The sequence below is a fragment of the Shewanella sp. 10N.286.45.A1 genome, from assembly GCF_041470405.1.
GTDB lineage: Bacteria > Pseudomonadota > Gammaproteobacteria > Enterobacterales > Shewanellaceae > Shewanella.
Genome location: NZ_JBFRMK010000081.1, coordinates 1 through 24,601, shown reverse-complemented (window position 1 = coordinate 24,601; position 24,601 = coordinate 1). Strand labels below are relative to the sequence as shown.

Below are 24,601 nucleotides of genomic sequence, written 5' to 3'. Positions count from 1 at the left end.
CTGTACAGAAACTAGTCTTACAAAATGCTGATTTCGCTAAATAAAACACGCAACTGTGAAAAGCATCACATCCCTCATGTCGCATTTTTAGCAATTACTGGTACTCTTTATTAAACGACTGCATTAGGGAACAACATGGATAAAATGTATCGAAAATACGGTATTACCAGTATTAAAGCCGTTGAACATTTAGTATTGATTATTATTGCAATTGCTACGATTGTCGCAATTGGCCAAGAGATAGTTCATATTTTTAAAGCTGGTGAAGTCGCTCTCGCGGATTTACTACTATTGTTTATCTATTTAGAAGTGTTGGCAATGGTGTCTCACTACGCTGAGTCTGGTAAGTTACCTATTAGGATGCCGCTCTATATTGCTATTGTTGCATTAGCTCGCTATCTCATTCTAGATATGAAAGCGATGGATGATTGGCGAATAGCTGCTATCTCTTTCTCCACACTTATTCTGGCGTCCACCGTGATTGTGATCCGCTGGGGACAATTAAAGTTACCTTATCCTCGTCCTAAGGAAGATGATTAGTTATCTTCTTGGACTTCCAATAAAAAATGCTCAAAGCTTTTGCTTTGAGCATTTTTTTTATATTCACACTTTCGCTCAAGTTTAAAAAATTAGTGACTACAAATACGATCTGCAGCAGTTGCTATGCCCGCTTCTGAATGAATAAACTTACCCTTTTTTTCTAAAAAAGCGATGAGTGCATCCGCATCCATTTCTTGAGCTGAACAAGTATGGTAGTGAGCCTCGGCGCCAAACTTAGCATGCATTAGCTCTTTAAGTGCTTGCGGCGTTAACGACTCGCCATGTTCAAGCATCATTTCCATCACTTGATGACCGTGTATTGACTCTGACATATTTCCTCGATATCTAAGCTGTATCTATTAAGCATCTTTATACTAAAAACTGATACGGTAAACTTTGATCTAAGCAGCAATGTTCAACTCTTTGCCTAACAAGAGCTACAAAAATGCTAAAATAAGTGCTGGTATTTCTTTTGGGTCATGATAATAGCAGAGCTTTCATTGAGTATCGCTATCGACTCGATACAAAAACGCCAGTCGTCTGACTGGCGCTTGAATTCGAGAAAAAGTTCAGGTTACAGTTCGCCTTTTAATAACTCGGGTTCAACTAACACGCTATCATTGTCATCTGAGATCCAAATTTGCCCTTCACAGATATTGATCTGTAAAGCCATATTCTTACCGACGAGCAGCCCCATTGCTTTAACTGCGTCTTCTGGAATATTAATTACCGTTAAATTGTCATAACGCTCAAATGCTGCTTCGTTTTGCTTCCACCATATTGGTACGCTTCTGCCACCGTAGGTGATAAGTAAAACCTGTTTTGAGCGACCACAAGCCTTGCGTAACCACTTTTCATCACTTTGACCAAACTCTACCCACAGATCAATTTCACCAGATAAAGTCTTATCCCAAAGCTCTGGTTCATCTTCAACACACATGCCTTTACTAAAAGCGAGTGATTCGCTGGCATTCATCGCGAAAGCAAGTAATCTCACCATCATGCGTTCGTCAGTCTCTGACGGGTGTTGCGCAAGTGTAAGCTGATGATCGTTATAGTAGCCGCGATCCATATCGGCAATTTGAATAGAGACTTTGAATACTGTTGCTTTTAAGGCCATGAGAGTTTTCGACAAGGTATTTGCGGCTAAGTGTACCCTATATTGAGTAACAGGGGGCTAAAGATAACAGCGCTTTAGCCTTAAACTGAAAATTTAATTATCAGAATAGAATAACCGTTAAATAGCGCCCATTATAAAACGCCTTGCTTGCGGAAATAATACAGATAATCGATCAATTTCATCCACTTCTGCATATACCAAGCAGTGTTCTCCGCCATCCAGTGCTTGCTTAAGTTCTTTATCATTAACGACCACACTTCTAGCGGCGTCTCGACGAAGCAGTTCATTAAGCGTATGGGGCAACGCTATGCTGCTAAAAATAGTGTCTAACTTTTGTAAATATGGCATCGCAGCAATTGGAAGTAACTCCGCATCTATTTCAGTATCTAGCAGTACCAGCTCCCCTTTGACCTTAGAAAGCGAAAAACTATCTTGATAATGGTTCGGAGTATCAGCATCAAAGCGAGACTGGTTAAGCTTAAAAAAACGTTCCCAAAATACTCGTCTTTCTTTGAACACAGGTAACCTTTGCTGAACATCGTTGCGGCGCTCGGCGATAAAGTCAAATAGCGGTGTAATGGATTGTGGTAACCATGATTCAAGCCGAGATCTTAGCTCTCGAGCAAAAACAGGTGCAGCGCCAGCGGTACTAATTGCTATCTGTAAACGACCTCGATCAATAATTGACGGGGTTATAAACCGACAGAAGTCAGGGTTATCGACAACATTGACCCAAATATTGCGTTGCTGCGCTAATGTTGCTAGCTGTTCATTCAGTGTCTTATCTGCAGTCGCCAAATAGACTAAGTCCCAGCCATAAACATCCTCAGAACTAACTTCGCGCTCCTCAAGGCTAATGCGCCCCTTATGCTGATATGCGAGCACTTCATTGCTGCAATCTCTTGCAATCACATGAATTTCTGCATCAGTTCGGCTCAATAGCTCAAGTTTGCGGCTAGCCACATCCCCAGCGCCAACAATGAGTACTTTCAAAGATTGGGTATCGACAAACAACGGAAAATACTGCATTTAACGAACGTACCTCAGAGGGGCTAATATGTTTTATGTAAGGGTTAATCTTTATCAATTGGCAATTGTCTCTCAAGCCAAGCTTTATAACCACCCGCTACTGAGACAACTTCGGAATATCCCATAACTTGTAGGTTTAAAGCTGCCATTGCGGACCGGTAACCACCTCCGCAATATAATGCCAGAGGCATCGCTTTATCAGGAAATCGAGTTTCAATATCTCTTTCGATAATGCCCTTTCCTAAATGGTGGGCATTAGGTAGATGGCCTTTATTCCACTCATGATCTTCACGAACATCAATAAGTGTATATTTTTGATCCCCTTGGTATTGCTCAACCGTGATTTCTTTAATCTGAGGAAGAATACTCTCAACTAAGGCTAAAAATGCGGGGTTATGTTTCATCAGCTGTATTTCTCACTTCTTTCTGCACTACAATTCCAACAAAGCTCGAAACTTGCTTCGTTAACTTCATGGCAGTTAACGCATTTCCATTGCGGCCTCTCAGCATTAATAGAAGCCATCTGGGTTTTAGCATTAACGTAGTCAACTTCAGCAACCCATAGCTCGACATTTTGGATCCCAGTGGGTAATTCACCGACACCACCTAAAAGCGCCTCTCCTTTCACTTCCACCGCTATGCCACTTGATTCAAGCATACCTTTCCAAGTGTGGGCTTCTAATAAGTTTCCAGCTGCAAGTAACCGCATTTTATCATCCATGTTATTTCCTACTGCAATTGCTCTATTGGCAAGCTCTAATAACTACTACGGCTAATGATATCCAGATTACAGATTATAATTATCCTGTTTTAGCTATTTTAGACCGTCATAAAATAGCCTTCCATGCTACTGCTAAAACAATATCACTGTCGAGCGCTGTTTTGAGCTTTAATACAAATCACCACAATCGGCTAGATTACCAAGCAATATCAACTCATAAAGGATAAACATCCAGCACAAAAAACAAAAAGGCCACCTATATAAGGTGGCCTTTAGCACTAATAACAGTACTTTATGGCATCAAAGTATCTTGATCTGCGCCCTCTTTTTCAATCTCTACTGGCATCATGTGTTCACGATTGATCCCAAGTTTAATCGCTAAGAAACTTGCGACATAGATTGATGAGAACGTACCCACGAAAATACCCATAAGCAGAGCAGTCGCAAAGCCATGGATCATAGTGCCCCCCTTCAGGAACAAGGCTACAACAACGACAAGCGTGGTACCTGTAGTAATAATCGTTCGACTCATCGTCTGAGTGATTGAGGTATTGACGACGTCTTCTGGGCTACCTTTACGTAACTTGAGGAAGTTTTCACGAATACGGTCAAACACAACAATGGTATCGTTGAGTGAGTAACCGACAACGGTTAACAAACCAGCTAATACAGTCAAGTCAAACTCTAGTTGGAATATTGAAAATACCCCAAGCGTAATGATAACGTCATGAGCCAGCGCCGCTACAGAACCTAATGCTAGGCGCCATTCGAAGCGGAAAGAGACATATATAAGAATACATATCAACGCCACTAGAACTGCTAAACCACCTTGCTCTGCAAGTTCTTTACCGACTTGAGGACCAACAAACTCAACGCGCTTTTGAATAACAGCTGGGTCGAGTTGAGTTACGCCTTCCATCACATGAGCAACTTGAGTGTCACTTTTTACGCCTTCCTTAACTGGTAGTCGGATAAGTATGTCGCGGCTTGAACCGAAGTTCTGCACCACGGCACCGTCCGTTTCTTCCGTAGAAAGTCCTTCACGGATAGCCATTAAATTAGCTGGGTTAGAAAACTCAAGCTCAACAACCGTACCACCGGTGAAGTCCAAGCCCCAATTAATACCTTTGGTTGCTAAAGACCCAAGCGAGCCCAGCACTAATATCGCAGAAAGGATACTAATAGGTACAGCATGGCGCAGGAAGTTGATAGAGCCTTTGATATTTAAAATCTGAAACATTTCAACTTCCCCTTAGATAGACAGTTTCTTCACGCGCTTACCACCCCAGATCGCGTTCACAATAGAACGAGTTCCAACAATAGAGGTAAACATCGACGTGGCGATACCGATCATTAAGGTAACCGCAAAGCCTTTAACAGCACCCGTACCAACCGCAAATAATATTAGTGCAGTCATAAAGGTAGTAATGTTGGCATCGGCAATGGTTGAAAACGCATTACCATAACCTTCATGAATAGCTTGCTGGACGCTGCGGCCATTACGTAACTCTTCACGAATACGTTCGTAAATAAGCACGTTACCATCAACCGCCATACCAACAGTCAGCACCATACCTGCGATACCTGGCAGGGTTAAAACAGCGCCTGGGATCATCGACATAACACCCACAACCATCACTAGGTTAGCTGTTAATGCAAGGTTAGCGATAAGACCAAAACCACGGTAGTAAACCAACATGAAGAGAAGCACGACTGCCATTCCCCATATCATTGCTTGCATACCGTTTTCGATATTTTCAGCACCTAGGCTTGGACCAATAGTACGCTCTTCAACAATATATACTGGCGCAATCAAGGCACCAGCACGCAGTAGCAACGCAAGGTTTTGTGATTCAGCATGACCAAGACCAGTGATGACGAAGTTACGACCAAGACGAGCTTGAATCGTGGCAACTGAAATTACTTCTTCAATCTTCTTCATTTTAACGCTGCCATCAGCGTTCTTCTCACCAGTATCTTTATACTCAATGAATAAAGTCGCCATAGGGTTACCTATGTTGTCTTTAGTCACATTGGAAAAGATTGAACCACCTTTAGAGTCTAAGTTAATAGACACTTGTGGACGGCTGTACTCATCGTAGCTAGGTTGTGCACCTTGGATGTGATCGCCCGTTAGCATCACAGCCTTTTTAAGCACGACCGGACCACCTTCACGGCGCTGATAAACTTCAGAACCAGCAGGAACACGACCACTTGCTGCGGCTTGAGCATCAGCATTTTGATCAACCATATGGAATTCAATTGACGCAGTCGCACTCAAAATTTCTTTTGCACGAGCTGTGTCTTGAACACCAGGAAGTTCTACAATAATACGCTCAGCGCCTTGACGCTGTACTACAGGCTCGGCAACACCAAGTTCATTAACACGATTACGTAAAGTGGTAATATTTTGCTGCAGTGCTTCTTCTTTGATCTGCTTTAAATAAACATCACTCGGATTAGCAACCAGAAAATAATCACTACCAGAAGAGCGATCGGTAAAGACCATGTCAGCGCTACGTGATTTTAAGAAACGCTCGGCATTCGCTAACGTTTCTGCATCACGGAACTTGATTTCGATGCCTCTGGCGCCGTTACGAATACCCGCATAGCGAATTCTCTCAGCGCGTAAATCAGTTCTGAAATCAGCGACTTTAGCTTCGGTCATTTTACGCACGGCTTCACCCATGTCGACTTCCATCAAGAAGTGAACGCCGCCACGTAAATCAAGACCTAGCTTCATAGGCGAACCGCCCATGGCTTCTAGCCACTCTGGTGTTGCAGGTGCAAGGTTTAGCGCTACCGTAAACTTATCACCAAGAGCATCAGCAATAGCTTCTTTAGCAAGCAACTGCTCTTCACCATTGCCAACACGAACTAATAATTGACCATTTTCAAGCTCAGATCGCTTAACAGCAATACCTTTGCTTACTAATACATCATTTACTGCCGACTGGGTCGACGCTGTCACCTCAGCTCCTCGGGTTGCAACCACCTGCACAGCATGGTCCTCACCGAATAGGTTTGGTATCGCATAGAATCCACCTATGGCGATGATAATCACCACCATTAGGTTTTTCCACATTGGGTATTTATTTAACACGCCATAGCCCTCTTGGCTTAAAGTGACTTAATAGAGCCTTTAGGCAATACCGCCGCAATGTAATCCTTTTTAATGGTGATTTCGCTAGTTTCGTTAATCGCCAACAAAACGTAGTCGTTTTCATCACTGATCTTAGCAATCTTACCTAAAATACCACCACTGGTTAGTACTTCATCACCTTTGCTCAACGAGCTCATTAGGTTCTTATGCTCTTTTACACGCTTAGACTGCGGGCGGAAAATCATAAAGTAAAAGATAAGGCCAAAAATGACCAACATGAAAATAAGTTCCATAGTGCCGCCAGCGCCGCCTACAGGTGCATCTGCTGCATATGCATTTGAAATAAACATAGTTGTCTCTTCTTATTGTCTGAGTGAAAATTAATCGGTTAATTCAGGAACTTCAGGTACTTCCCGACCTTGGCTGGTATAGAACTCTGTAACAAAGTCGTCTAATGTACCTGTCTCAATCGCACCACGCAAACCTTCCATCAATCTTTGATAGTAACGAAGGTTATGAATGGTGTTTAATCGAGCGCCTAGAATCTCATTACAACGATCTAAGTGGTAAAGATATGCCCGTGAATAGTTTTTACAGGTATAACAATCACACTTATCATCGAGTGGTGAAGTATCATCGCGATGCCGTGCATTACGGATCTTGATAACACCTTCACTAGTAAACAAGTGACCATTTCGAGCATTACGTGTTGGCATAACACAGTCAAACATATCTACGCCGCGTCGCACGCCTTCAACTAAGTCTTCAGGTTTACCGACCCCCATCAAGTAACGTGGTTTATCCGTTGGGATCTTAGGGCATACATGCTCAAGAATACGGTGCATGTCTTCCTTTGGTTCTCCAACAGCTAGCCCACCAACTGCGTATCCATCAAAACCTATGTTAACTAGGCCATCTAGGCTTTCGTCACGCAGGTCTTCATAAACACCACCTTGAATAATGCCGAACAATGAGTTCGGATTTTCAAGTTTGTCGAATTCATCTCTTGAACGCTGTGCCCAACGCAGTGACATCTGCATCGATTTACGCGCTTCATCTTCTGTCGCAGGATAAGGCGTACATTCATCAAAAATCATGACAACATCACTACCCAAAGAATCCTGGATCTGCATTGACTTCTCAGGATCTAAGAATACTTTCTCGCCATTAATTGGTGAACGAAAATGCACACCTTCTTCGGTGATCTTACGGATATCCCCCAAACTAAACACTTGGAACCCACCCGAATCAGTCAAAATTGGACGCTGCCAATTCATAAAGTCATGCAGATCGCCGTGCTTACGCATGATCTCTTCACCTGGGCGTAACCACAGATGAAAGGTGTTACCGAGTAGTATATCAGCACCTGTTTCACGCACTTCTTCAGGTGTCATCCCTTTAACTGTACCGTAGGTACCTACTGGCATAAAGGCTGGAGTTTCAACGGTTCCACGTTCAAATACTAAACGACCACGACGAGCGCGACCTTGGGTTGTATCTAATTCAAATTTCATTATTCACCTCGCCAGAGAAACAGTCTGACCTGAGTTAACTCATCAAATGAGCTGTAGATTAACACTAGAGATAAGGGCTGCAGGTTGAGTATCAACCCTTATCAATAAAATAAGTACCAAAATGAGGATAAAAAAATACCCACCTCATCTATTTGGGTGGGTATTTTAAAGCATATTTAAAGATTAGTTCGCTTTTTTAGTCACAAACATGGCGTCGCCATAGCTAAAGAAGCGGTATTTTTGAGCAATCGCATGCTGATAGGCGTTTTTTACCTCATCGAAGCCAGCAAATGCACTAAGCAACATTATTAATGTCGACTCTGGCAAATGAAAATTTGTCACCATTGCATCGACAACTTGGAACTGATAGCCAGGGTAGATAAAAATATCAGTATCACCATTAAATGCTTCTAACTCAGCTGCTGATGCTCTCGCGGCACTTTCTAGTGAACGCACTGATGTTGTCCCTACAGCTATCACTCGATGACCGTTTGCTTTAGTCGACGCAATAAGGTCAACGACATCTTGCGAAACTTCAGCCCACTCCGAGTGCATTTTATGATCAAGGATCTCATCAACTCGTACGGGCTGAAAAGTACCAGCACCGACGTGCAAGGTAACAAAGGTTGTGTTTACGCCTTTGTCTTTTAATGCTGCTAGCATTGCATCATCAAAATGTAAGCCCGCTGTTGGCGCGGCGACGGCACCAGGAGTTTGGTTGTAGACCGTCTGATAGCGTTCTTTATCTGCATCCTCATCGGGCCTATCAATATAAGGCGGCAATGGCATGTGCCCTACTTCTTCCAATACTTCTAAAATAGTTTTATCTGATTGTAACTCTAGTTCGAATAAAGCGTCATGACGGGCGCACATCTTCATCTCGTAACCATTATCAAGACAAATAATATTATCGACTTTAGGCGACTTAGAGCAACGGACATGGGCCAAGATACGTTTGTCATCGAGCATCCGCTCAACGAGTATTTCTAACTTACCACCTGATTGTTTTTTGCCAAATAAGCGCGCAGGAATGACTCGGGTATTATTAAATACCATTAAATCACCAGGCTGCACTTGTTCAAGAATGGCGGTAAATTGCAAATCGGCTAATGCGCCGCTGTTACCATCTAACGATAAAAGCCTTGAAGCTGTGCGCTCTGCCGTCGGATAACGCGCAATAAGCTCATCGGGAAGTTCAAAAGAAAAATCTGCAACACGCATGGAAAGTCTCTACTGTCTCTAAATCGGCGGCCAGTCTATGACTAGAGAGAATGAAGATCAACAATTGAAGTACATTTATTCCGCATAATCATTCTAATATAGAGGTGCTAACGCTTTTTATTGGTAATTTGCTAGCTATATTACTCTTTATCCTGCTTTATCTCTTCGTCTGCAGTATCAGAATCTACGTCAAAATCTTCAATACGATAGCTATGCTGCTCAAAGGGAATATCTATGTCTACTTTTCTGCGCTGCGGCTGCTCTGTACGAGTAAGCTTTTTTGATAACCAGTTCCACATCATCCTTGATCCTCAAACCGTTAGTTGGATAGTTAAATTGTCATAAAGCGATGCACGTCCATGAAGCAATTCTTAAAATTAAAATTTGTAATAAAGAATTTCCTTCGCATCGCACTGCATGTTACCGTGAAAGTACTCATATCACCAAGTATAAAATATGAACTTTCTTGCCCACCTACATTTAGCTGACGTCAGCCAGACATCATTAGCAGCGAACATTGCTGGCGATTTCGCCAAAGGCAGTATCGAGCATTTTCCAAAACACTTACAACAAGGGATCTGGTTACATAGGCAAATAGATCAACTGACCGACTCTCATGAACTCACTAAAGAGTTGTTACACAAATTCCCAAAATCACTCACTCGAGCAGCGCCAATTATTATTGATCTCTGTTTTGACCATATGTTGGCAAAATATTGGGATGAATATCATCATTTAAGCCTCGAAGCGTTCGCTGCCAAAGCTTATGATGCAATCGATGAATGTCAGGAGCTACCAGAAGGACTCGTTTCCATCGCGCCTAAAATAAGGAAAGAAAACTGGCTAGTCGCCTATCAAAGCCGTAAAGGTCTTAATCAGACCCTAGCTTCTGTCGCTAAGCGTGTTTCAAAACCTGAAATATTTAACGGTGCACAAGAGACGGTAAAAAACTTGGATATAGAAATCGAAACAGCTTTCCGAACTTTTTACCCACAATTGATGGCATATAGTCGTCTGTGGACACGTAACACACCAGCCGAGTACCGTTAATCTTAAGCAATGAAAAGACTGTCTGTAGCAGTGCCTTATATGATATGACTTGTTAAAAGGCGCTGCACCATAGCTTGGCTCCTCGGACAATACTCGAAACTCTACGTTAATCGTTTTCCTTCCAAGATAATCACTCAAATCGATTGCATATGAACCATTAAAGCAATAACGGCTTGTCTTAGACCATTATTTTGCTAAAATCGCGGCGTAACAGGAGAACCCATGCAAATATTCACCTATCAGCCGCCTACTATTCCTTGGTTAGATGTTCGTTATGTCGACAGGGACATCATCATCATTAATAAGCCTTCAGGTTTACTGTCTAATCCAGGCATAGCAGATTATACCCATGATTGTGCATTGACTCGGATCCAGCAACGATTCAAAGATGCTATTTTAGTGCATCGACTAGACTGTTCAACGTCAGGGATTATGGTATTTGCTCGAAATAAAAAGGCAGAGTCCAACCTGAAAACTCAGTTTCAAGATCGAAAAACACAAAAAACCTATATCACTGAAGTCAGTGGCCATCTCAAAGATGCACAAGGAATGATTGAATTGTCTATTGCGGCCGATAAAACCAATCCACCAAAGCAGCAAGTTTCAGCGACAGGTAAGGCGGCAATTACTCATTTCAAAACACTAGAAGTTAGAGCTAACAGCACGTTAGTAGCACTTAAGCCCGTTACAGGCCGAACTCATCAGCTACGAGTGCATATGCTAGCGATCGGCAATCCGATTTTAGGTGATGACTTTTATGCAGAACAACACATTATAGATGCAGCACCTAGATTAAAGCTCCATGCCCAATCTTTAAGCTTTACCCATCCATACAGTGGCAAACAGATGCATTTTTCGAGTCATTGCTCTTTTTAACTCGATAGGCTAAATAGTATTAAACGGGTACAAAAAAGGGACGTTTAGCCCCTTCTCATTGATTCACTAAAAACTTAAAAGTCTAAGCGGCTTCAACGTCATGTTTAACTGCGGTGTAATAGCATAAGCTGGAATTGCAAAACATAAGGTCATTACTGGCTGTGAGCATAAAATATTCGCCAAAAATATTGCCACCTTTGTCCTCTAGCTTTACGCCATCATCTGTATGCTCAGAGGTCATTTCATCTAAACTGTGGCAACCATCGTTATACCAAGTCTCTAAATAATAGGTCTCTGCCTGCTTATAAACTGTAATTTTATCACCTAGTAACGGCCTCTCATCGACCCAGCGACCGACGATTTCTCGGTTTTCAACAGCGTCAACTTTCGAAAATAAACGCTTACGCTTTTCAACTACTGACATCTCCATCTCCTTGAGCTTGGTGCGGTTCTCAATTTGAATAACTTCTTTTGCCTTATCGCGTACAACAGCCATCGAATTATCTACCCCGAAACAGTTAACCAATCATTGTTTTATTATGTATATCAATTGTTAAAACTGGTGATTTTATCGCTAAAGCGATCACCTTGTAACTTAAATTGTATCGCACAATAAAAATAAAAACGCGATTCAAGTCACTTTATATGCATTACTTTAGTAAATTTGAATAAAAACGCAAGTGCAACAAACCGTAACTAGTTTTTTAGCCTATTTATCGGGAAGTTTGATATAACTTTATTTGCTTATAAAAATAAAAAACAATATGGCGTGCATCACGCTTGCGCTACTTAATAGGACTGACAATGAAACTCAATCGCAGACACTTTCTAAAAACTGCCGGTATCGCCGCAGCAAGCCTTGCCACTCCCTCTTTTGCTGCAGGCTCAAATACTGTGCCACCTCCTCCAACCCAGGGGAAAAGTGTAATGGGTTTGATAGCCCCAAAAATGGAAACGGTTAGAGTCGGGTTTATTGGTGTTGGCCAACGTGGCTCAGGTCATGTGAAGCACTTTTGCCATTTAGAGGGTGTCGAAATTGTCGCGATATGTGATACCGATACAGCAGTACTCGACAGTTCGATTGCATTTGTAGCTGAACAAGGGCTTAAGACTCCTGCGCGCTATAGTAGTAGCGAAAAGTCCTATCTTGAATTACTCAGCCGCAAAGACATTGATATCGTGATCATCTCAACCCCATGGGAGTGGCATGCTCCAATGGCTATCGATACCATGGAAAGTGGTAAGCATGCTTTTGTTGAAGTTCCACTAGCGCTCACCGTCGAGGAGTGTTGGCAAATAGTTAATACCGCGGAAAAAACTCAAAAAAATTGCATGATGATGGAAAATGTCAATTATGGTCGTGATGAGTTAATGGTACTCAATATGGTTCGCCAAGGCGTCTTTGGTGAACTACTGCATGGAGAAGCGGCATATATTCACGAGCTTCGCTGGCAGATGAAGGAACTCAATCAAAAAACAGGCTCATGGCGTACCTACTGGCACACTAAACGTAATGGTAATCTATACCCAACTCATGGTTTAGGGCCCGTTTCGCAATATATGAATATCAATCGCGGTGACCGTTTTGATTACCTCACCTCAATGAGTTCTCCAGCACTAGGCCGGGCTTTGTATGCACAACGTGAATTCCCTAAAGATCATGAACGCAATCAGCTCAACTATATCAATGGTGATATCAATACCAGCCTTATTAAGACCGTTAACGGCCGTACAATTATGGTGCAGCACGACACCACAACGCCAAGACCTTACAGTCGCCATAATCTGATCCAAGGCACGAATGGTGTATTTGCTGGCTTCCCTAATAGAATTGCAATTGAAAAAGGAGGTAACGGGGACTTCCATAAGTGGGATATGGATATGAGCAAGTGGTATGACAAATATGACCACCCTCTTTGGCAACGAATGGGACAAGAGGCTGAGAGAAATGGTGGCCACGGTGGCATGGACTTTTTGATGTTATGGCGCATGGTCTATTGTCTGCGCAATGGTGAAGCCTTAGATCAAGATGTCTATGACGGTGCAGCATGGTCGGTAGTTAACATACTGAGCGAAGAGTCGGTGAATAACCGCAGTAATTCAGTCAATTTCCCAGACTTCACTCGCGGCGCTTGGAAAACCGGTAAGCCTCTAGGAATTATTGGCGCTTAGCTCTGCGCTACTTGTCGTCTCGTTAATAAAAAAGCCCCACAACACTGTTGTGGGGCTTTTAACCATAGCCAATAGACTTTATTAGCTATTGCATGAAATTGCTGATTAGCTCTCTTTACGTTCAGCAGCTTCGCATGCTGCGGCGGTAAAGATAACATCTGTAGAACTGTTTAAGCCTGTTTCAGCTGAATCTTGGATCACACCAATAATAAAGCCTACCGCTACAACCTGCATTGCCACATCATTTGATATACCGAACAAGCTACATGCCAGAGGGATAAGCAGCAAAGAACCACCTGCCACACCTGAGGCTCCACAAGCAGATACCGCAGCCACAACACTCAGTAAAATAGCGGTCAAAATATCAACCTGTACACCCAAAGTATTTACCGCAGCCAAGGTTAAAACTGTAATGGTGATTGCAGCTCCCCCCATATTAATGGTGGCACCTAGTGGAATAGAAACTGAGTAAGTATCTTCGTGCAACTTGAGTTTTTCGCACAACGCCATATTAACAGGAATGTTAGCCGCACTTGAGCGAGTAAAGAAGGCAGTAACGCCACTTTCACGCAAGCAAGTAAAAACTAACGGATATGGATTACGACGGATCTTGTAGTAAACAATAGCAGGGTTAACTACAAGCGCTATGATTGCCATTGCACCGAGAAGCACAGCTAGCAATTGAGCATAACCAGCAATTGCCGCAAAGCCTGTAGCAGCAAAAGTAGCTGATACCAGACCGAAAATACCAATAGGCGCTAAACGAATAATAAAGCGTACCATTTGAGAGATACCATGGCTCACATCAGCAAAAACCTGCTTTGTTGAATCACTCGCATGATGCAGGGCAATACCTAAACCCACACCCCAAGCTAAGATGCCGATGTAGTTGCCAGTCATTAACGCATTAACAGGGTTATCAACAACTTTAAACATTAGCGTGTTAAGGACTTCAGCAATGCCTTCTGGCGGCGTGGCACCTTGAGCCCCCGTCACTAGAACCAGCGTAGTTGGAAATGCAAAACTCATGAGCACTGCGGTTAATGCTGCGCAAAAAGTACCAAACAGATACAACAGCACAATTGGGCGCATATTAGTTTTGGCATTCTTTTTTTGGTTCGCAATAGAAGCGGCAACTAAGATAAAAACCAATATTGGCGCAATGGCTTTCAATGCTCCAACAAATAGCTCACCAAGAAATGCGACGTTTTCTGCACCCGTTTTTGAAACTGTCGCTAATACAACACCAGCGATAATACCAACGAGAATTTGTAATACGAGACTGCCACTTGCCATTTTGGCAAACAGTGATGTTTTTTGATTCATTACTTAACCTGTCTTTATAATTTTAGTTTTTATTAATTTGATTTAAGGGCTAGCGGTTAAGCAGTAAGCCTTAAATAAAATTAATCTTCCTTCAACAGTGTTTGTATCGGATGTGACCATAGTTGTCTACCTTTGCTAGACAATTAGAGCTGGTTATTACTCTGAGGTAGCATATTACTAACAAGCTACTAAATATTAGCGATGGCTTTTACTTTACTCGCGCCACGTAGCATCGCTTCAATAAGCTCATGGGCATCGAACTTTGTTAGCGCTTCATTAGCGCCTACTTGATGAGCTTGGCTAACACTTATCTCACTCGATAACGAAGTATGTAAGATGATATAGGCATCTGCGATAGCGGGGTTATTCTTAACTTCAAACGCTAATTCATAGCCGTCAAGTCCGGGCATTTCGATATCACTGACTAAGATATCAATAGCATGACCATTTTTTTCAGCCTGCTCCATAATTGCAAGAGCGTGCTGACCATCAGCGGTCACCTGATAAGGGATGTTGATGCTATCTAACGCATCCGACAGTTGTTTACGGGCAACCATGGAGTCGTCTACCAGTAATATTTGTAGCGGCTTAAGCTGTTCCCGCTGAACATCGGTCAAAATTGCCCGAGTTGTTTCTGGGCTTGCTGGAAATACTTTTGAAAGTAGCAGCTCAACATCCAACAGCTGAACTAATTTGTCATCGATACGCGTAACACCGGTTAAGAATGCATTTTTACCTAAGTTATTTGGCGGTGACTCAATATCACGCCAATTACATTCGATGATTTTGTCAATTGAACGCACCAGAAAACCAATCACCATTCGCTGACAATCAGTAATAATAATATAACTGTCTTTTAGCTCTTCATCCGACATTGGCCGATAACCGATTGCTGCAGCCATATCAACAACGGGTATAGTGGTGCCGCGGATGGTTGCCGCCCCTAATATAGTGGGATGAGATTGAGGAATGACACTTAGCGGACTATAGGGAACCAACTCCCTGACTTTTAATGTCCCCAGCGCAAAGAGTTGAGTATATGACAATTGAAACAATAATAATCCTTGGGACTGCGTTGCCTTACTTTTCATTATATTGTTATCTCTTAGTTACTTAAGTCATCCAAATTCGCGCAAACAAACTTTACCTTAATCCCATCAAACTCACAATTAAAGCTGTGATTCAATCGGCAATAATGCGATACAGTCAACTAAGAATTTGCGCCAAAGACCTGCATCAGGCTCGCTATAGATCTCGCGCCCTTTTTGATCGTCATGCCAAATAAGCGCATCACCTTCAAGTGATAATCGGTAGGTATCTGCCGCTAAGCTAGTTTCAATCCCCTCAACCACTCCACCTGCTAATTTTTCATTGTGAATAATCAGCCCCATTTCTGTATTTAACCAAGCTGAGCGAGGGTCAAAGTTAAATGACCCTACGAAGATCGAAGAGCGGTCAATAATAAATGTTTTCGCATGTAAGCTACTCTTAGAACTCCCAGTCCAACTGCTAGTCTTTTTAATATTGAGGTTCGCTTTGACTTCAAATATACGTACTCCAGCTTCTACAAGTCTTTTCCGGTAGGTTCGATAACCAGCATGTACAGCAAGTACATCTGTTGCAGCGAGGCTATTCGTTATTACTGTCACCTTAACACCACTTTTAACCACATCGATAAGGTTGCTCGTTCCCTCTCTAGTAGGAACAAAATAGGGCGATACAATCATGACCTCACTTTTAGCTTGAGACAAAAATGCACCTAAATCAGCCAACATACTGTCTGATTCAAGTTGATGGTTTTGTTTGTCAGGTTGATCATAGATAAGTTTAGCCTGCCCCCAAAACCATGGCAGAGAGTGGCTTTGCATTTTTTGGATCAAATCACTGTCTAGTAACCGCTTAATGTACGGATTGTTGCGGTACTCAGCTTTAGCATTATCAACCACTGTCATTGCTTGTGCTAAATCTTGTTTACTCACTTCATGCTTGGTAAGCGCGTTGATATCTACAGTCAGCGGGGCATTCCAATAAAGGTCAAATTGATCTGACACCTCATCAACAGACTCCCCTATCGCCATTAAGTCAAAGTCTCCGAAATCAACATCGGAGTGATTGGAGAAATACTCGTTACCTATGTTGCGCCCACCAACAACGGTAATCGTATTATCAACGGTAAGTGACTTATTGTGCATCCGATGGTTTAGCCGAGAGAAGCTGCTTAAAAAGGCAATGTTTCTAAAAGAGCGTTCGAAAGATGGGTTATATAAGCGCACATCAATATTTCTATGCTTAGCTAATAAGACTAAGGTGTCATCAGCGCCCTTTGTCGCCATGTCATCGAGCAGAATTCGAACTCTTACACCACGTTCAGCTGCGTCCATCAAGTGCCATAGCAATAACCTACCGGTATCGTCAGCGCGATAGATATAGTACTGCAGATCAATGCTGCTTGATGCGGCGTTGACTAAAGCTAGCCTTGCTATAAAAGCGTCCACACCATCGGTGAGAGGTACGACACCGGTAAGATCTGGGTGATCCTGAAGATCAGAGGTTACATATTGTGAAAGCGCTGATTTGCGATCAACTGACAGCTTAAATGTTGCTGGTTTTTCAGGATAATGAGGAGTAGATTGGCAGCCAACCAACAATGTAATGGCTGCCCATAGCAAGAGTAACTTTGCAGGAGAAGGAGTTAGCAATCCGATTGCTTTCATTGAATAACTTCAGTTGTTAACTAATACCTATTCTTGTAACGCATAAAGCACATCAAATGCAAATTGATCCCAGCCATCAGCGCTAAATGCTATGTCACGTATCGCCCTAATTTGACTGACTGCGTGCAATGGCGCAGCACCGTTATCCATCAGATAGTAAGCCATAATCAAGCCTGTTCTATCTTTACCTGAACGACAATGAATTAAAACCGTTTTATTCTGTGCTTCACATTGGCGAATATAAGCCAATGCCTTAGGAACTTGCTCTACGCAATACTCTAGATCTCCCACTTCAGGCGGCGCATTGCGCGAAAAAGGAATGCACTGGTATTCAATGCCTACTGAGGAAAAGTCCTCATCTTCACAGGATTCACCATTATTAACTGAAAGAATGGCATCAATGCCCTCCGCTTTCAATTCTGATAGATCCCAAGCGTCTTTGTTGGGGCCACTGCGTCCTGCAATTTGTCCTTCTACTAACCAAAATAGGTGTTGCATACTTTGTCCTAATTAATCTTAGCGTTATACGAAGTAAAATTTACAATGGGTACTTATTTCTTTGCCCAAAGGTCAGCATTTGCTTTCGGTAATTTATTGCGGTGTTTCTTGCCTGTACCAGCGGGTTTTGCCATCGGCTTCTCGATACGTGATGGACAGTCTTCAGGTGCTTCGGCATCGGCTTCAAAACCCGGATGTTGTTCGCGCTCAAGCCTTAGTTTATTCTTTTTCTCGATCACTTTAAAATGTTGATATTCATCATGAGAAATAAGAGATAACGCTAGACCCGCTTCACCCGCTCGGCCACTTCGACCAATACGGTGCATATAGTCAGCAGGACTGCGCGGCAACTCATAGTTGATGACAATTGGTAGCTTTTCAATGTCAATACCACGAGCGGCGATATCGGTTGCTATAAGCACCCGAATTTCACCACGTTTAAAGCCATCGAGTACTCGAGTTCTCGCTCCTTGACCTTTATCACTGTGGAATATTTCTGCGGTTATACCGGCATTATCTAACTTTTGAGTGAGGCGATTGCAGGTATATTTTGCACTGGCAAAAATCAAAATTTGCTGCCAATCATTTTGTTTTATCAACTCAACTAACAGTGGTGTTTTTCGGTTGCGGTTAACGGTAATAACACGCTGAACTAAGTTGTTTGTCTCCTCACTCTGTAGCTGAACTTCTACTGGATTATTGAGTAAGGATTGAGTAAGTAATGACACTTCTTCTGGAAAGGTCGCCGAGAAAAGCAGTGTTTGTTTGTTAGCAGGCAATTTTTCTAGCAGCGCTGTTAACTCTTCGGTAAAGCCTAGACTCAACATACGGTCTGCTTCATCGAGTACAAGGCTGCTGACTTTATCTAGTTTAACGGCATTACTAGAGATCAAGTCTAACAATCTTCCTGGTGTCGCCACTAAAATGTCGGCACCGCCACGTAAACTCTGCATTTGACTGTTGGTTGATACCCCGCCATAAACAGCCAGTACTTTGAGGTTTGGCTTTATGTTTTGTGCATAACGCATAAAGCTGTCAGCGACTTGCTGGGCGAGTTCCCGCGTAGGAACCAATATTAGGCTAGATACACAGTTGCTTTGACGAGTCTGCTTAGCTGATTTCGCAAGTAGCTGAATAATTGGTAGTGCAAATGCTGCTGTTTTCCCTGATCCAGTTATCGCGCCGCCCAGTACATCTCTCCCAGCGATAACGGCAGGAATCATACTCTGTTGAATTGCTGTTGGTGACTGATAATCCAATGCATCAAGTGTTGCTAACAATTCAGGGATTAGTCCCAAATCCGCAAAGTTTTTAAGCTGCGGCGTTTTTTCAGCAGAGGTTAAAGTCGCTGGCGTTGTTGGATCTGGCTGAGTCATATTTACGGGCGTGACCTAATCAAAAATAAGGCGGATATTCTACGCTAATATCGTTAAAAAAGCTTACCTTTGATGCTAAATAACACTCATAGACCTGCAAATTTCACTATGATGCGAGCTACCTGCTGATTAAAGAAGTGAAATCCCCTCTAATTGCAACAGCTTTTGCTTCAGTGCTAAGCCATAGGCATAGCCGGTTAATGTGCCGTTCTTGCCTATCACTCGATGACACGGCACGATAATGGCTATAGGGTTAGCACCATTAGCAGTACCTACAGCTCTCACCGCTTTTGGGCGACCAATTTGCTCAGCAATATCTGCATAACTACAGGTACAACCATAATCTATCAGGCTCAAAGCGTGCCACACTTGCTGTTGAAACTCTGTTCCCTGTGGCGCTAATGGCACATTAAATTGCTGCCTCTTACCTGCAAAGTATTCGAGCAGCTCATGTTTAGCTTGAATAAGGTGTTTTTCAGCCAGAGATATAGACTCATGATCTTTAACATGAGCCTTAGGATGCTCAGGCATAAACTCTCTTGTTTGCCAATCATCTCCGGTTTGTGGCACAAAGTTAAGATGACTGATCCCAGATGCATTAGCGCAAAGCGAAATAACCCCCGCTGTTGTTTCAAAATTAAGCTTGGCTAACGGTGCGAGTTTTTTCATGATAAGTTCCACAATTGAAATGTTAAGTAACTTCCCCACGGACTAACGGTTTTCGCTAACTCTTTAGTTAGCGCGTCGTAATCCAATGTGTCTGTTTTGCCTGTATCTTGCTGGTATTGCTGATAAAGAGCTAATACTCGTTTCTTAACAACCAGATCACCACATAACAGTATGTCAGGGTGACTTTCACCACGCATTTTTGCATAAGCGATGGTCCATGGGCCAATCCCTTTTATTGATAACCAGTCATTAAGATCGCTATCTGGATTTAGCTTTACAAATTCACCTAAGGCATTAAGTGCAAGCTTTCGTGCACCAGGCATTTTCAACTCATCGAGGCTAGCATTCGCTACAACTTCAGGCGTAGGGAACAAGATAACCTCTCTATCACTGATAGTGCGACGTTCGCCGTAGGCAAGTACTAACTGATTTAATAGTTTTGTACCTTGCACAATACTGACTTGTTGGCCAAGTACAGCCCTGCAGCCAGCTTCAAAGGCCGACCAAGTACCTGGTAATCTTAAGCCTGAGAGCATTAACGTCTTTAAGGGTGCAAGTCCTGTTAACTCTTGTTCTATCGCCTGCATGTTGGCATTGAGATCGAGTATTCTTTTTATGTTCGCAATAATAGCGCCAAGCTCAATCAAGCCTCGCTCATTTTCTAAAACGATATCGACGATAAAACTGTTTCGTTCCATACTATGGCTGGCATCGAAGTAACCGCTCACACCATTGAGGCTAAAGCTACGTCCATAATGGTCTTCCGTGTTTAACCATTCCATATCGGCAACGGCTCTAACTTGATAAAAATCATGTTGCTCATGCCATGCAAACGGTGGACGGTATGATAGTTCTACTGTTAATTTAACCGGTTGTGCAATGTTTATATCAGCACTCACCGTTTCTGAATGTTCGGTTGATAGTTCGGCCATCATGGCCTGTTTTCTAAAAGCTGAAGGCGTTAGCTTTAATGTTTGTTTGAACGCCTCATTAAAGCGGCGAATACTGTTAAAACCAGCAGCTAAACCGACTTGTGTTATAGTCAAATTTGTTTGATGCAGTAATTGTTTGGCAAGCATTAACTGCCGATATAACGCATATTGCTTGATAGACGTTCCAACACCGTCGTTGAACAGTTTTCGAAGATAGCGGCTACTTACTCCAAGCTTATCAGCAAGCATCTCGATACTGATTGCATCTACGCCTGTTAAAGCACCATCCTCAATGAACCCTACCGCCCTTTCTAATGTCGTTGTCGTGCCTTTCCATGCATATGAACCTGGCGCACTGTCAGGACGACAACGTAAGCAAGGCCTAAGACCCGCATTGGCCGCCTTAATTGGCGAATCAAAATAACGAACGTTTTCCTCCTTTGGGCTCACTGCAGGACAAATGCTGCGGCAATAAATGCCCGTCGTGAGTACACCCGTAAAAAATTGCCCATCGAACCTGGCATCTCGAGCCAGTCTTGCTTTACGGCAAATATCGCTGTCAATTATACAATCATGGTCGACCATCTTGTTTCCGAGGAAGTTATTACCAGGTGCGAATATTACCACCTACTCGCTTTATCACTAGCGGAAAACGGAACTGAATATATACCCGTTCTACTTAAAGTGCTCGTTTCAGAGGCATTGCGCCTGTTCAATTCTAGGCGCATTAATGTAGAAATGGTTATTCCCTTTTAAATGAGTGCAACAACGAAGTGGGCTTGCACAAAGCCTTCTGCGATGGCCGCTTCTTATATAAAAAGCATGGACTTTACTCAGTGTTATTGATTTTACCAAGGGAACGACCATTCGTGGCAATCAATGCAAGCACCATTGATGGTGCGAATGTCAGTTTAGCAGGAGCAATAACTGACCGTGAGTAAAGTCCATTAAATTCCTTCTGGCCCCTGCATTTTCAGGTTGCACAAGTATAAATATTGATTTCTTGCCCCTATTTATTCAATACCTTGTATGCTATCGCTATTGAGCAACATTTTAGCAACGCATAAACACAGAGATACTAAATGTTTAAAAGATTTGAATCTTGGGTAAACGCCTTACCTCCAGAAGAACCTGAACAACCACCAAAAGGGATATATGCCTTTTGCCGACATTACACCAAAGGTTTTGAAGTACCACTGGTCATTATGTCTATTTTGACCGCCTTACTGGCTATTTTAGAGGTGTCACTATTTGGTTTTATGGGTGATTTAGTTGATCTGCTGATCAACAATGACCCAGAAACCTTGTTCGAAAAAGAGGGCATGAAACTACTAGGGATGACAATTTTAGTATTAGTCGTTATTCCGCTGCTGGTTTTATTACATGCATTGATTGTTTATCAGGGCTTACTCGGTAATTACCCGATGTCGATCCGCTGGTTGGCTCATCGCTATCTACTAAAACAGAGCGTATCTTTTTACCAGAATGACTTTGCTGGGCGAATTGCAACAAAAGTGATGCAAACCTCACTCGCGGTCAGAGAAACAGTTACTAAGCTATTGGATGTATTAGTTTATATTTTGGTCTATTTCACCTCTATGGTAGTGATGATTGCAAAAGCTGATTTAAGACTAATGTTACCTATGTTGATTTGGTTACTGATTTACATAGGTTTACAGGTAAGGTTTTTGCCACAACTTAAAAAGGTATCGACGGAGCAAGCTGATGCGCGATCGAATATGACGGGACGTATCGTAGACAGTTATACCAATATCGCCACGGTCAAATTGTTCTCTCACACCCAAAAAGAAGCTGAGTATGCTAAAGGCAGTATGACCACCTTTTTGCATACTGTTTATCGGCAAATGCGCCTCGTCACCAAGATAAACGTAAGCGTACAAATCATTAACTACGTGCTGGCGTTTAGTATCGCAGCGACATCAATTTGGTTATGGCGAGACAGCGCTATTACTGTTGGAGCTATCGCTATTGCTATCAGTCTGTCTCTGCGCCTTAATGGTATGTCACAGTGGATAATGTGGGAGATAAGCTCTCTATTTGAAAATATCGGCACTGTAGCTGATGGAATGAATACATTATCGAAACCCACCGATATTACCGATATTGAAAATGCACCCGATCTTAAGGTCGAAAAAGGTGAAATCAATTTTGATAATGTGAGCTTTCACTACGGTGAGAATAGCGGTGTGATAGATGGACTCAATCTCAACATTAAAGCTGGCGAAAAGGTGGGTCTCGTTGGCCGCTCTGGCGCGGGTAAATCTACTTTAGTAAATTTGTTGATGCGCTTTCATGATGTTGAATCAGGAAAGATACTCATTGACCAACAAAACGTCACCCAAGTCACACAGGATTCACTACGCGCGCATATTGGTATGGTCACCCAAGATACCTCCCTACTCCACCGCTCTATTAGAGAGAATATCCTCTATGGAAACCCCGATGCATCAGAAAAGGAATTAACGAGTGCTATTAAGAACTCACAAGCTTACGAGTTTATTCAAACTCTGACAGATCCCGATGGCAACATAGGACTTGATGCCCAAGTTGGTGAGCGCGGCGTTAAATTATCTGGCGGTCAGCGGCAACGAATAGCTATTGCACGCGTTCTTCTTAAAAATGCACCGATTCTGTTACTCGACGAGGCGACATCCGCATTAGATTCTGAGGTAGAGGCAGCTATTCAAGAGAGTCTATACCAGCTCATGGAAGGTAAAACAGTGATTGCGATTGCACATCGTTTATCCACCATTGCTGCAATGGATAGGCTCATAGTCATCGATGAGGGAAAAATTGTTGAACAAGGAACTCACCAAGAGTTGATTAACGCAAGTGGCATATATGCCCAGCTTTGGGCTCATCAAACTGGGGGCTTTCTTGGGGTAGATTAATCAGAATTAGCGCAAGAACATATTCGATAACAAAGCTACCTTTAAGGTGGCTTTGCTTTATCCTGACTTGAAACTTGAAACTTGAGACTTGAGACTTGAGACTTGAGACTTGAGACTTGAGACTTGAGACTTGAGACTATTATTAACAGCTCAGTGATAGATACAACCACGATCTAATAAACTTACCTAGTTCCTATATCCATATAGTCATGCATTTATGACATTCACAGTATCTGACCTCCATGAATGGAAGGAGTGTCTAAAGTATGTTTGGAACATGCAAGATCATGTTGCGTACAACGTGTGAAGAGCATCATGATGCTAAGTTTAAGCTAGTCAATGTAGCATTCGAGCCACTAAAGTTCGCCAGCATGGCGTGTTTTGGGCTTGCAGCTTCGACATTGAATCAATTCATAATGAAATAACCATTATGTCATTCACTCCCTTTGAATTCGTTCGGAAAACATTCTGGGTAGATCAACGTCTTATACCAATTGCATTAAAAGTTTGATGATGCCGTTGTCAGGGTGTGAACTATAGATACAAAAAAACCACCTTGCGGTGGTTTACAGTATTCATCAAATTATTGATAAATATGGTGGAGCCTATGCGGGATCGAACCGCAGACCTCCTGCGTGCAAGGCAGGCGCTCTCCCAGCTGAGCTATAGCCCCATTCTACGCAAACATCGTTAGCATAAAATAGAAAAATGGTATCCCCAAGGGGATTCGAACCCCTGTTACCGCCGTGAAAGGGCGGTGTCCTAGGCCTCTAGACGATGGGGACCCGGACATATTGTTTTACTTCTAATATAACGAAGACCTATAAG

General features: G+C 42.6%; 24 protein-coding genes and 2 tRNA genes. 5 read left to right on the top strand and 21 right to left on the bottom strand.

Annotated elements, in window-relative coordinates:
* Positions 1–135 precede the first annotated feature (135 nt).
* Positions 136–540 carry a phosphate-starvation-inducible protein PsiE gene (locus AB4238_RS07330; protein WP_371995191.1) on the top strand — a complete coding sequence of 135 codons (405 nt, stop codon included), beginning with the start codon at positions 136–138 and terminating at the stop codon, positions 538–540.
* Positions 541–629: 89 nt separating this feature from the next.
* Here AB4238_RS07330 and AB4238_RS07325 read toward each other — a convergent pair whose 3' ends face one another.
* From AB4238_RS07325 to AB4238_RS07275, 11 genes are all read right to left on the bottom strand, one after another.
* Positions 630–872 (bottom strand): YecH family metal-binding protein, encoded by a 243-nt coding sequence (locus AB4238_RS07325; RefSeq protein ID WP_372032541.1) that lies wholly within the window; start codon positions 870–872, stop codon positions 630–632.
* Between the two features lie 242 nt (positions 873–1,114).
* Complete coding sequence (locus tag AB4238_RS07320) at positions 1,115–1,660, bottom strand: YaeQ family protein (RefSeq protein WP_372032539.1); 546 nt, start codon at positions 1,658–1,660, stop codon at positions 1,115–1,117.
* 117 nt (positions 1,661–1,777) lie between these two features.
* Positions 1,778–2,689, bottom strand: coding sequence for a bifunctional precorrin-2 dehydrogenase/sirohydrochlorin ferrochelatase (locus AB4238_RS07315; RefSeq protein ID WP_372032538.1), 912 nt, complete (start codon positions 2,687–2,689; stop codon positions 1,778–1,780).
* Positions 2,690–2,733: 44 nt separating this feature from the next.
* Positions 2,734–3,093, bottom strand: coding sequence for a rhodanese-like domain-containing protein (locus AB4238_RS07310; RefSeq protein WP_372032537.1), 360 nt, complete (start codon positions 3,091–3,093; stop codon positions 2,734–2,736).
* Positions 3,093–3,410, bottom strand: coding sequence for a DUF2007 domain-containing protein (locus AB4238_RS07305; RefSeq protein WP_371995186.1), 318 nt, complete (start codon positions 3,408–3,410; stop codon positions 3,093–3,095). The genes AB4238_RS07310 and AB4238_RS07305 overlap by 1 nt, the downstream gene beginning before the upstream one ends.
* Positions 3,411–3,702: 292 nt before the next feature.
* Positions 3,703–4,650: a protein translocase subunit SecF gene (gene secF, locus AB4238_RS07300; RefSeq protein ID WP_372032536.1), complete on the bottom strand. Its 948-nt coding sequence runs from the start codon at positions 4,648–4,650 to the stop codon at positions 3,703–3,705.
* A 12-nt stretch (positions 4,651–4,662) separates the two neighbouring features.
* Complete coding sequence (gene secD / locus AB4238_RS07295) at positions 4,663–6,513, bottom strand: protein translocase subunit SecD (protein ID WP_372032535.1); 1,851 nt, start codon at positions 6,511–6,513, stop codon at positions 4,663–4,665.
* A 17-nt stretch (positions 6,514–6,530) separates the two neighbouring features.
* Positions 6,531–6,863, bottom strand: coding sequence for a preprotein translocase subunit YajC (gene yajC / locus AB4238_RS07290; protein ID WP_020911830.1), 333 nt, complete (start codon positions 6,861–6,863; stop codon positions 6,531–6,533).
* A gap of 30 nt (positions 6,864–6,893) precedes the next feature.
* Complete coding sequence (gene tgt, locus AB4238_RS07285) at positions 6,894–8,027, bottom strand: tRNA guanosine(34) transglycosylase Tgt (RefSeq protein WP_372032534.1); 1,134 nt, start codon at positions 8,025–8,027, stop codon at positions 6,894–6,896.
* A 183-nt stretch (positions 8,028–8,210) separates the two neighbouring features.
* Positions 8,211–9,248: a tRNA preQ1(34) S-adenosylmethionine ribosyltransferase-isomerase QueA gene (queA, locus tag AB4238_RS07280; protein ID WP_372032532.1), complete on the bottom strand. Its 1,038-nt coding sequence runs from the start codon at positions 9,246–9,248 to the stop codon at positions 8,211–8,213.
* 140 nt (positions 9,249–9,388) lie between these two features.
* Complete coding sequence (locus AB4238_RS07275) at positions 9,389–9,550, bottom strand: hypothetical protein (protein WP_372032531.1); 162 nt, start codon at positions 9,548–9,550, stop codon at positions 9,389–9,391.
* 154 nt (positions 9,551–9,704) lie between these two features.
* Between AB4238_RS07275 and AB4238_RS07270 the strand changes: the two genes are divergently transcribed.
* Positions 9,705–10,298 carry an ACP phosphodiesterase gene (locus AB4238_RS07270; protein WP_372032530.1) on the top strand — a complete coding sequence of 198 codons (594 nt, stop codon included), beginning with the start codon at positions 9,705–9,707 and terminating at the stop codon, positions 10,296–10,298.
* Positions 10,299–10,520: 222 nt separating this feature from the next.
* Entirely contained in the window at positions 10,521–11,174 is a 654-nt protein-coding gene (locus tag AB4238_RS07265; protein ID WP_372032528.1) for an RluA family pseudouridine synthase, read from the top strand.
* Positions 11,175–11,256: 82 nt separating this feature from the next.
* Here the strand turns inward: AB4238_RS07265 and AB4238_RS07260 are convergent, their stop codons facing one another.
* A complete protein-coding gene (locus tag AB4238_RS07260; RefSeq protein WP_371995177.1) occupies positions 11,257–11,670 on the bottom strand; it encodes a hypothetical protein in 414 nt (137 codons plus the stop codon).
* Between the two features lie 308 nt (positions 11,671–11,978).
* Between AB4238_RS07260 and AB4238_RS07255 the strand changes: the two genes are divergently transcribed.
* Positions 11,979–13,346: a Gfo/Idh/MocA family oxidoreductase gene (locus AB4238_RS07255; RefSeq protein WP_372032526.1), complete on the top strand. Its 1,368-nt coding sequence runs from the start codon at positions 11,979–11,981 to the stop codon at positions 13,344–13,346.
* 105 nt (positions 13,347–13,451) lie between these two features.
* On the opposite strand, the gene sstT is transcribed toward AB4238_RS07255, so the two are convergent.
* The 7 genes from sstT to AB4238_RS07220 form a co-directional block, all read right to left on the bottom strand.
* Positions 13,452–14,672: a serine/threonine transporter SstT gene (gene sstT / locus AB4238_RS07250; protein WP_372032524.1), complete on the bottom strand. Its 1,221-nt coding sequence runs from the start codon at positions 14,670–14,672 to the stop codon at positions 13,452–13,454.
* A 188-nt stretch (positions 14,673–14,860) separates the two neighbouring features.
* Complete coding sequence (locus AB4238_RS07245) at positions 14,861–15,763, bottom strand: chemotaxis protein (RefSeq protein WP_372032523.1); 903 nt, start codon at positions 15,761–15,763, stop codon at positions 14,861–14,863.
* Positions 15,764–15,841: 78 nt separating this feature from the next.
* Positions 15,842–17,386: a phospholipase D family protein gene (locus AB4238_RS07240; protein WP_372032521.1), complete on the bottom strand. Its 1,545-nt coding sequence runs from the start codon at positions 17,384–17,386 to the stop codon at positions 15,842–15,844.
* A gap of 27 nt (positions 17,387–17,413) precedes the next feature.
* The gene (locus AB4238_RS07235; RefSeq protein WP_372032520.1) at positions 17,414–17,884 is read right to left on the bottom strand and encodes a dual specificity protein phosphatase family protein; all 471 of its coding nucleotides are present in this window, start codon (positions 17,882–17,884) and stop codon (positions 17,414–17,416) included.
* A gap of 53 nt (positions 17,885–17,937) precedes the next feature.
* The gene (locus tag AB4238_RS07230; RefSeq protein ID WP_372032518.1) at positions 17,938–19,260 is read right to left on the bottom strand and encodes a DEAD/DEAH box helicase; all 1,323 of its coding nucleotides are present in this window, start codon (positions 19,258–19,260) and stop codon (positions 17,938–17,940) included.
* Between the two features lie 129 nt (positions 19,261–19,389).
* Positions 19,390–19,929 (bottom strand): methylated-DNA--[protein]-cysteine S-methyltransferase, encoded by a 540-nt coding sequence (locus AB4238_RS07225; protein ID WP_372032516.1) that lies wholly within the window; start codon positions 19,927–19,929, stop codon positions 19,390–19,392.
* Positions 19,926–21,488 (bottom strand): Ada metal-binding domain-containing protein, encoded by a 1,563-nt coding sequence (locus tag AB4238_RS07220; protein ID WP_372032515.1) that lies wholly within the window; start codon positions 21,486–21,488, stop codon positions 19,926–19,928. Before AB4238_RS07220 ends, AB4238_RS07225 begins: the two co-directional genes overlap by 4 nt.
* Before the next feature lie 455 nt (positions 21,489–21,943).
* Here AB4238_RS07220 and AB4238_RS07215 point away from each other — a divergent pair, with 455 nt between their 5' ends.
* A complete protein-coding gene (locus AB4238_RS07215) occupies positions 21,944–23,773 on the top strand; it encodes an ABC transporter ATP-binding protein (RefSeq protein ID WP_372032514.1) in 1,830 nt (609 codons plus the stop codon).
* Between the two features lie 596 nt (positions 23,774–24,369).
* On the opposite strand, the gene AB4238_RS07210 is transcribed toward AB4238_RS07215, so the two are convergent.
* Positions 24,370–24,446: transfer RNA gene (locus AB4238_RS07210), tRNA-Ala, on the bottom strand.
* 36 nt (positions 24,447–24,482) lie between these two features.
* Positions 24,483–24,558, bottom strand: a tRNA-Glu gene (locus tag AB4238_RS07205).
* Positions 24,559–24,601: the final 43 nt, after the last annotated feature.

What these genes read in the sequence shown, in the direction of transcription:
- AB4238_RS07260 (WP_371995177.1), bottom strand. Translation starts at nt 11,670, where the DNA reads ATGGCTGTTGTACGCGATAAGGCAAAAGAAGTTATTCAAATTGAGAAC.
- AB4238_RS07215 (WP_372032514.1), top strand. Translation starts at nt 21,944, where the DNA reads ATGTTTAAAAGATTTGAATCTTGGGTAAACGCCTTACCTCCAGAAGAA.
- AB4238_RS07240 (WP_372032521.1), bottom strand. Translation starts at nt 17,386, where the DNA reads ATGAAAGCAATCGGATTGCTAACTCCTTCTCCTGCAAAGTTACTCTTG.
- AB4238_RS07315 (WP_372032538.1), bottom strand. Translation starts at nt 2,689, where the DNA reads ATGCAGTATTTTCCGTTGTTTGTCGATACCCAATCTTTGAAAGTACTC.
- sstT (WP_372032524.1), bottom strand. Translation starts at nt 14,672, where the DNA reads ATGAATCAAAAAACATCACTGTTTGCCAAAATGGCAAGTGGCAGTCTC.
- AB4238_RS07245 (WP_372032523.1), bottom strand. Translation starts at nt 15,763, where the DNA reads ATGAAAAGTAAGGCAACGCAGTCCCAAGGATTATTATTGTTTCAATTG.
- yajC (WP_020911830.1), bottom strand. Translation starts at nt 6,863, where the DNA reads ATGTTTATTTCAAATGCATATGCAGCAGATGCACCTGTAGGCGGCGCT.
- secF (WP_372032536.1), bottom strand. Translation starts at nt 4,650, where the DNA reads ATGTTTCAGATTTTAAATATCAAAGGCTCTATCAACTTCCTGCGCCAT.
- AB4238_RS07230 (WP_372032518.1), bottom strand. Translation starts at nt 19,260, where the DNA reads ATGACTCAGCCAGATCCAACAACGCCAGCGACTTTAACCTCTGCTGAA.
- AB4238_RS07265 (WP_372032528.1), top strand. Translation starts at nt 10,521, where the DNA reads ATGCAAATATTCACCTATCAGCCGCCTACTATTCCTTGGTTAGATGTT.
- AB4238_RS07310 (WP_372032537.1), bottom strand. Translation starts at nt 3,093, where the DNA reads ATGAAACATAACCCCGCATTTTTAGCCTTAGTTGAGAGTATTCTTCCT.
- AB4238_RS07325 (WP_372032541.1), bottom strand. Translation starts at nt 872, where the DNA reads ATGTCAGAGTCAATACACGGTCATCAAGTGATGGAAATGATGCTTGAA.
- queA (WP_372032532.1), bottom strand. Translation starts at nt 9,248, where the DNA reads ATGCGTGTTGCAGATTTTTCTTTTGAACTTCCCGATGAGCTTATTGCG.
- AB4238_RS07225 (WP_372032516.1), bottom strand. Translation starts at nt 19,929, where the DNA reads ATGAAAAAACTCGCACCGTTAGCCAAGCTTAATTTTGAAACAACAGCG.
- AB4238_RS07255 (WP_372032526.1), top strand. Translation starts at nt 11,979, where the DNA reads ATGAAACTCAATCGCAGACACTTTCTAAAAACTGCCGGTATCGCCGCA.
- AB4238_RS07275 (WP_372032531.1), bottom strand. Translation starts at nt 9,550, where the DNA reads ATGATGTGGAACTGGTTATCAAAAAAGCTTACTCGTACAGAGCAGCCG.
- AB4238_RS07305 (WP_371995186.1), bottom strand. Translation starts at nt 3,410, where the DNA reads ATGGATGATAAAATGCGGTTACTTGCAGCTGGAAACTTATTAGAAGCC.
- AB4238_RS07270 (WP_372032530.1), top strand. Translation starts at nt 9,705, where the DNA reads ATGAACTTTCTTGCCCACCTACATTTAGCTGACGTCAGCCAGACATCA.
- tgt (WP_372032534.1), bottom strand. Translation starts at nt 8,027, where the DNA reads ATGAAATTTGAATTAGATACAACCCAAGGTCGCGCTCGTCGTGGTCGT.
- AB4238_RS07320 (WP_372032539.1), bottom strand. Translation starts at nt 1,660, where the DNA reads ATGGCCTTAAAAGCAACAGTATTCAAAGTCTCTATTCAAATTGCCGAT.
- AB4238_RS07235 (WP_372032520.1), bottom strand. Translation starts at nt 17,884, where the DNA reads ATGCAACACCTATTTTGGTTAGTAGAAGGACAAATTGCAGGACGCAGT.
- AB4238_RS07330 (WP_371995191.1), top strand. Translation starts at nt 136, where the DNA reads ATGGATAAAATGTATCGAAAATACGGTATTACCAGTATTAAAGCCGTT.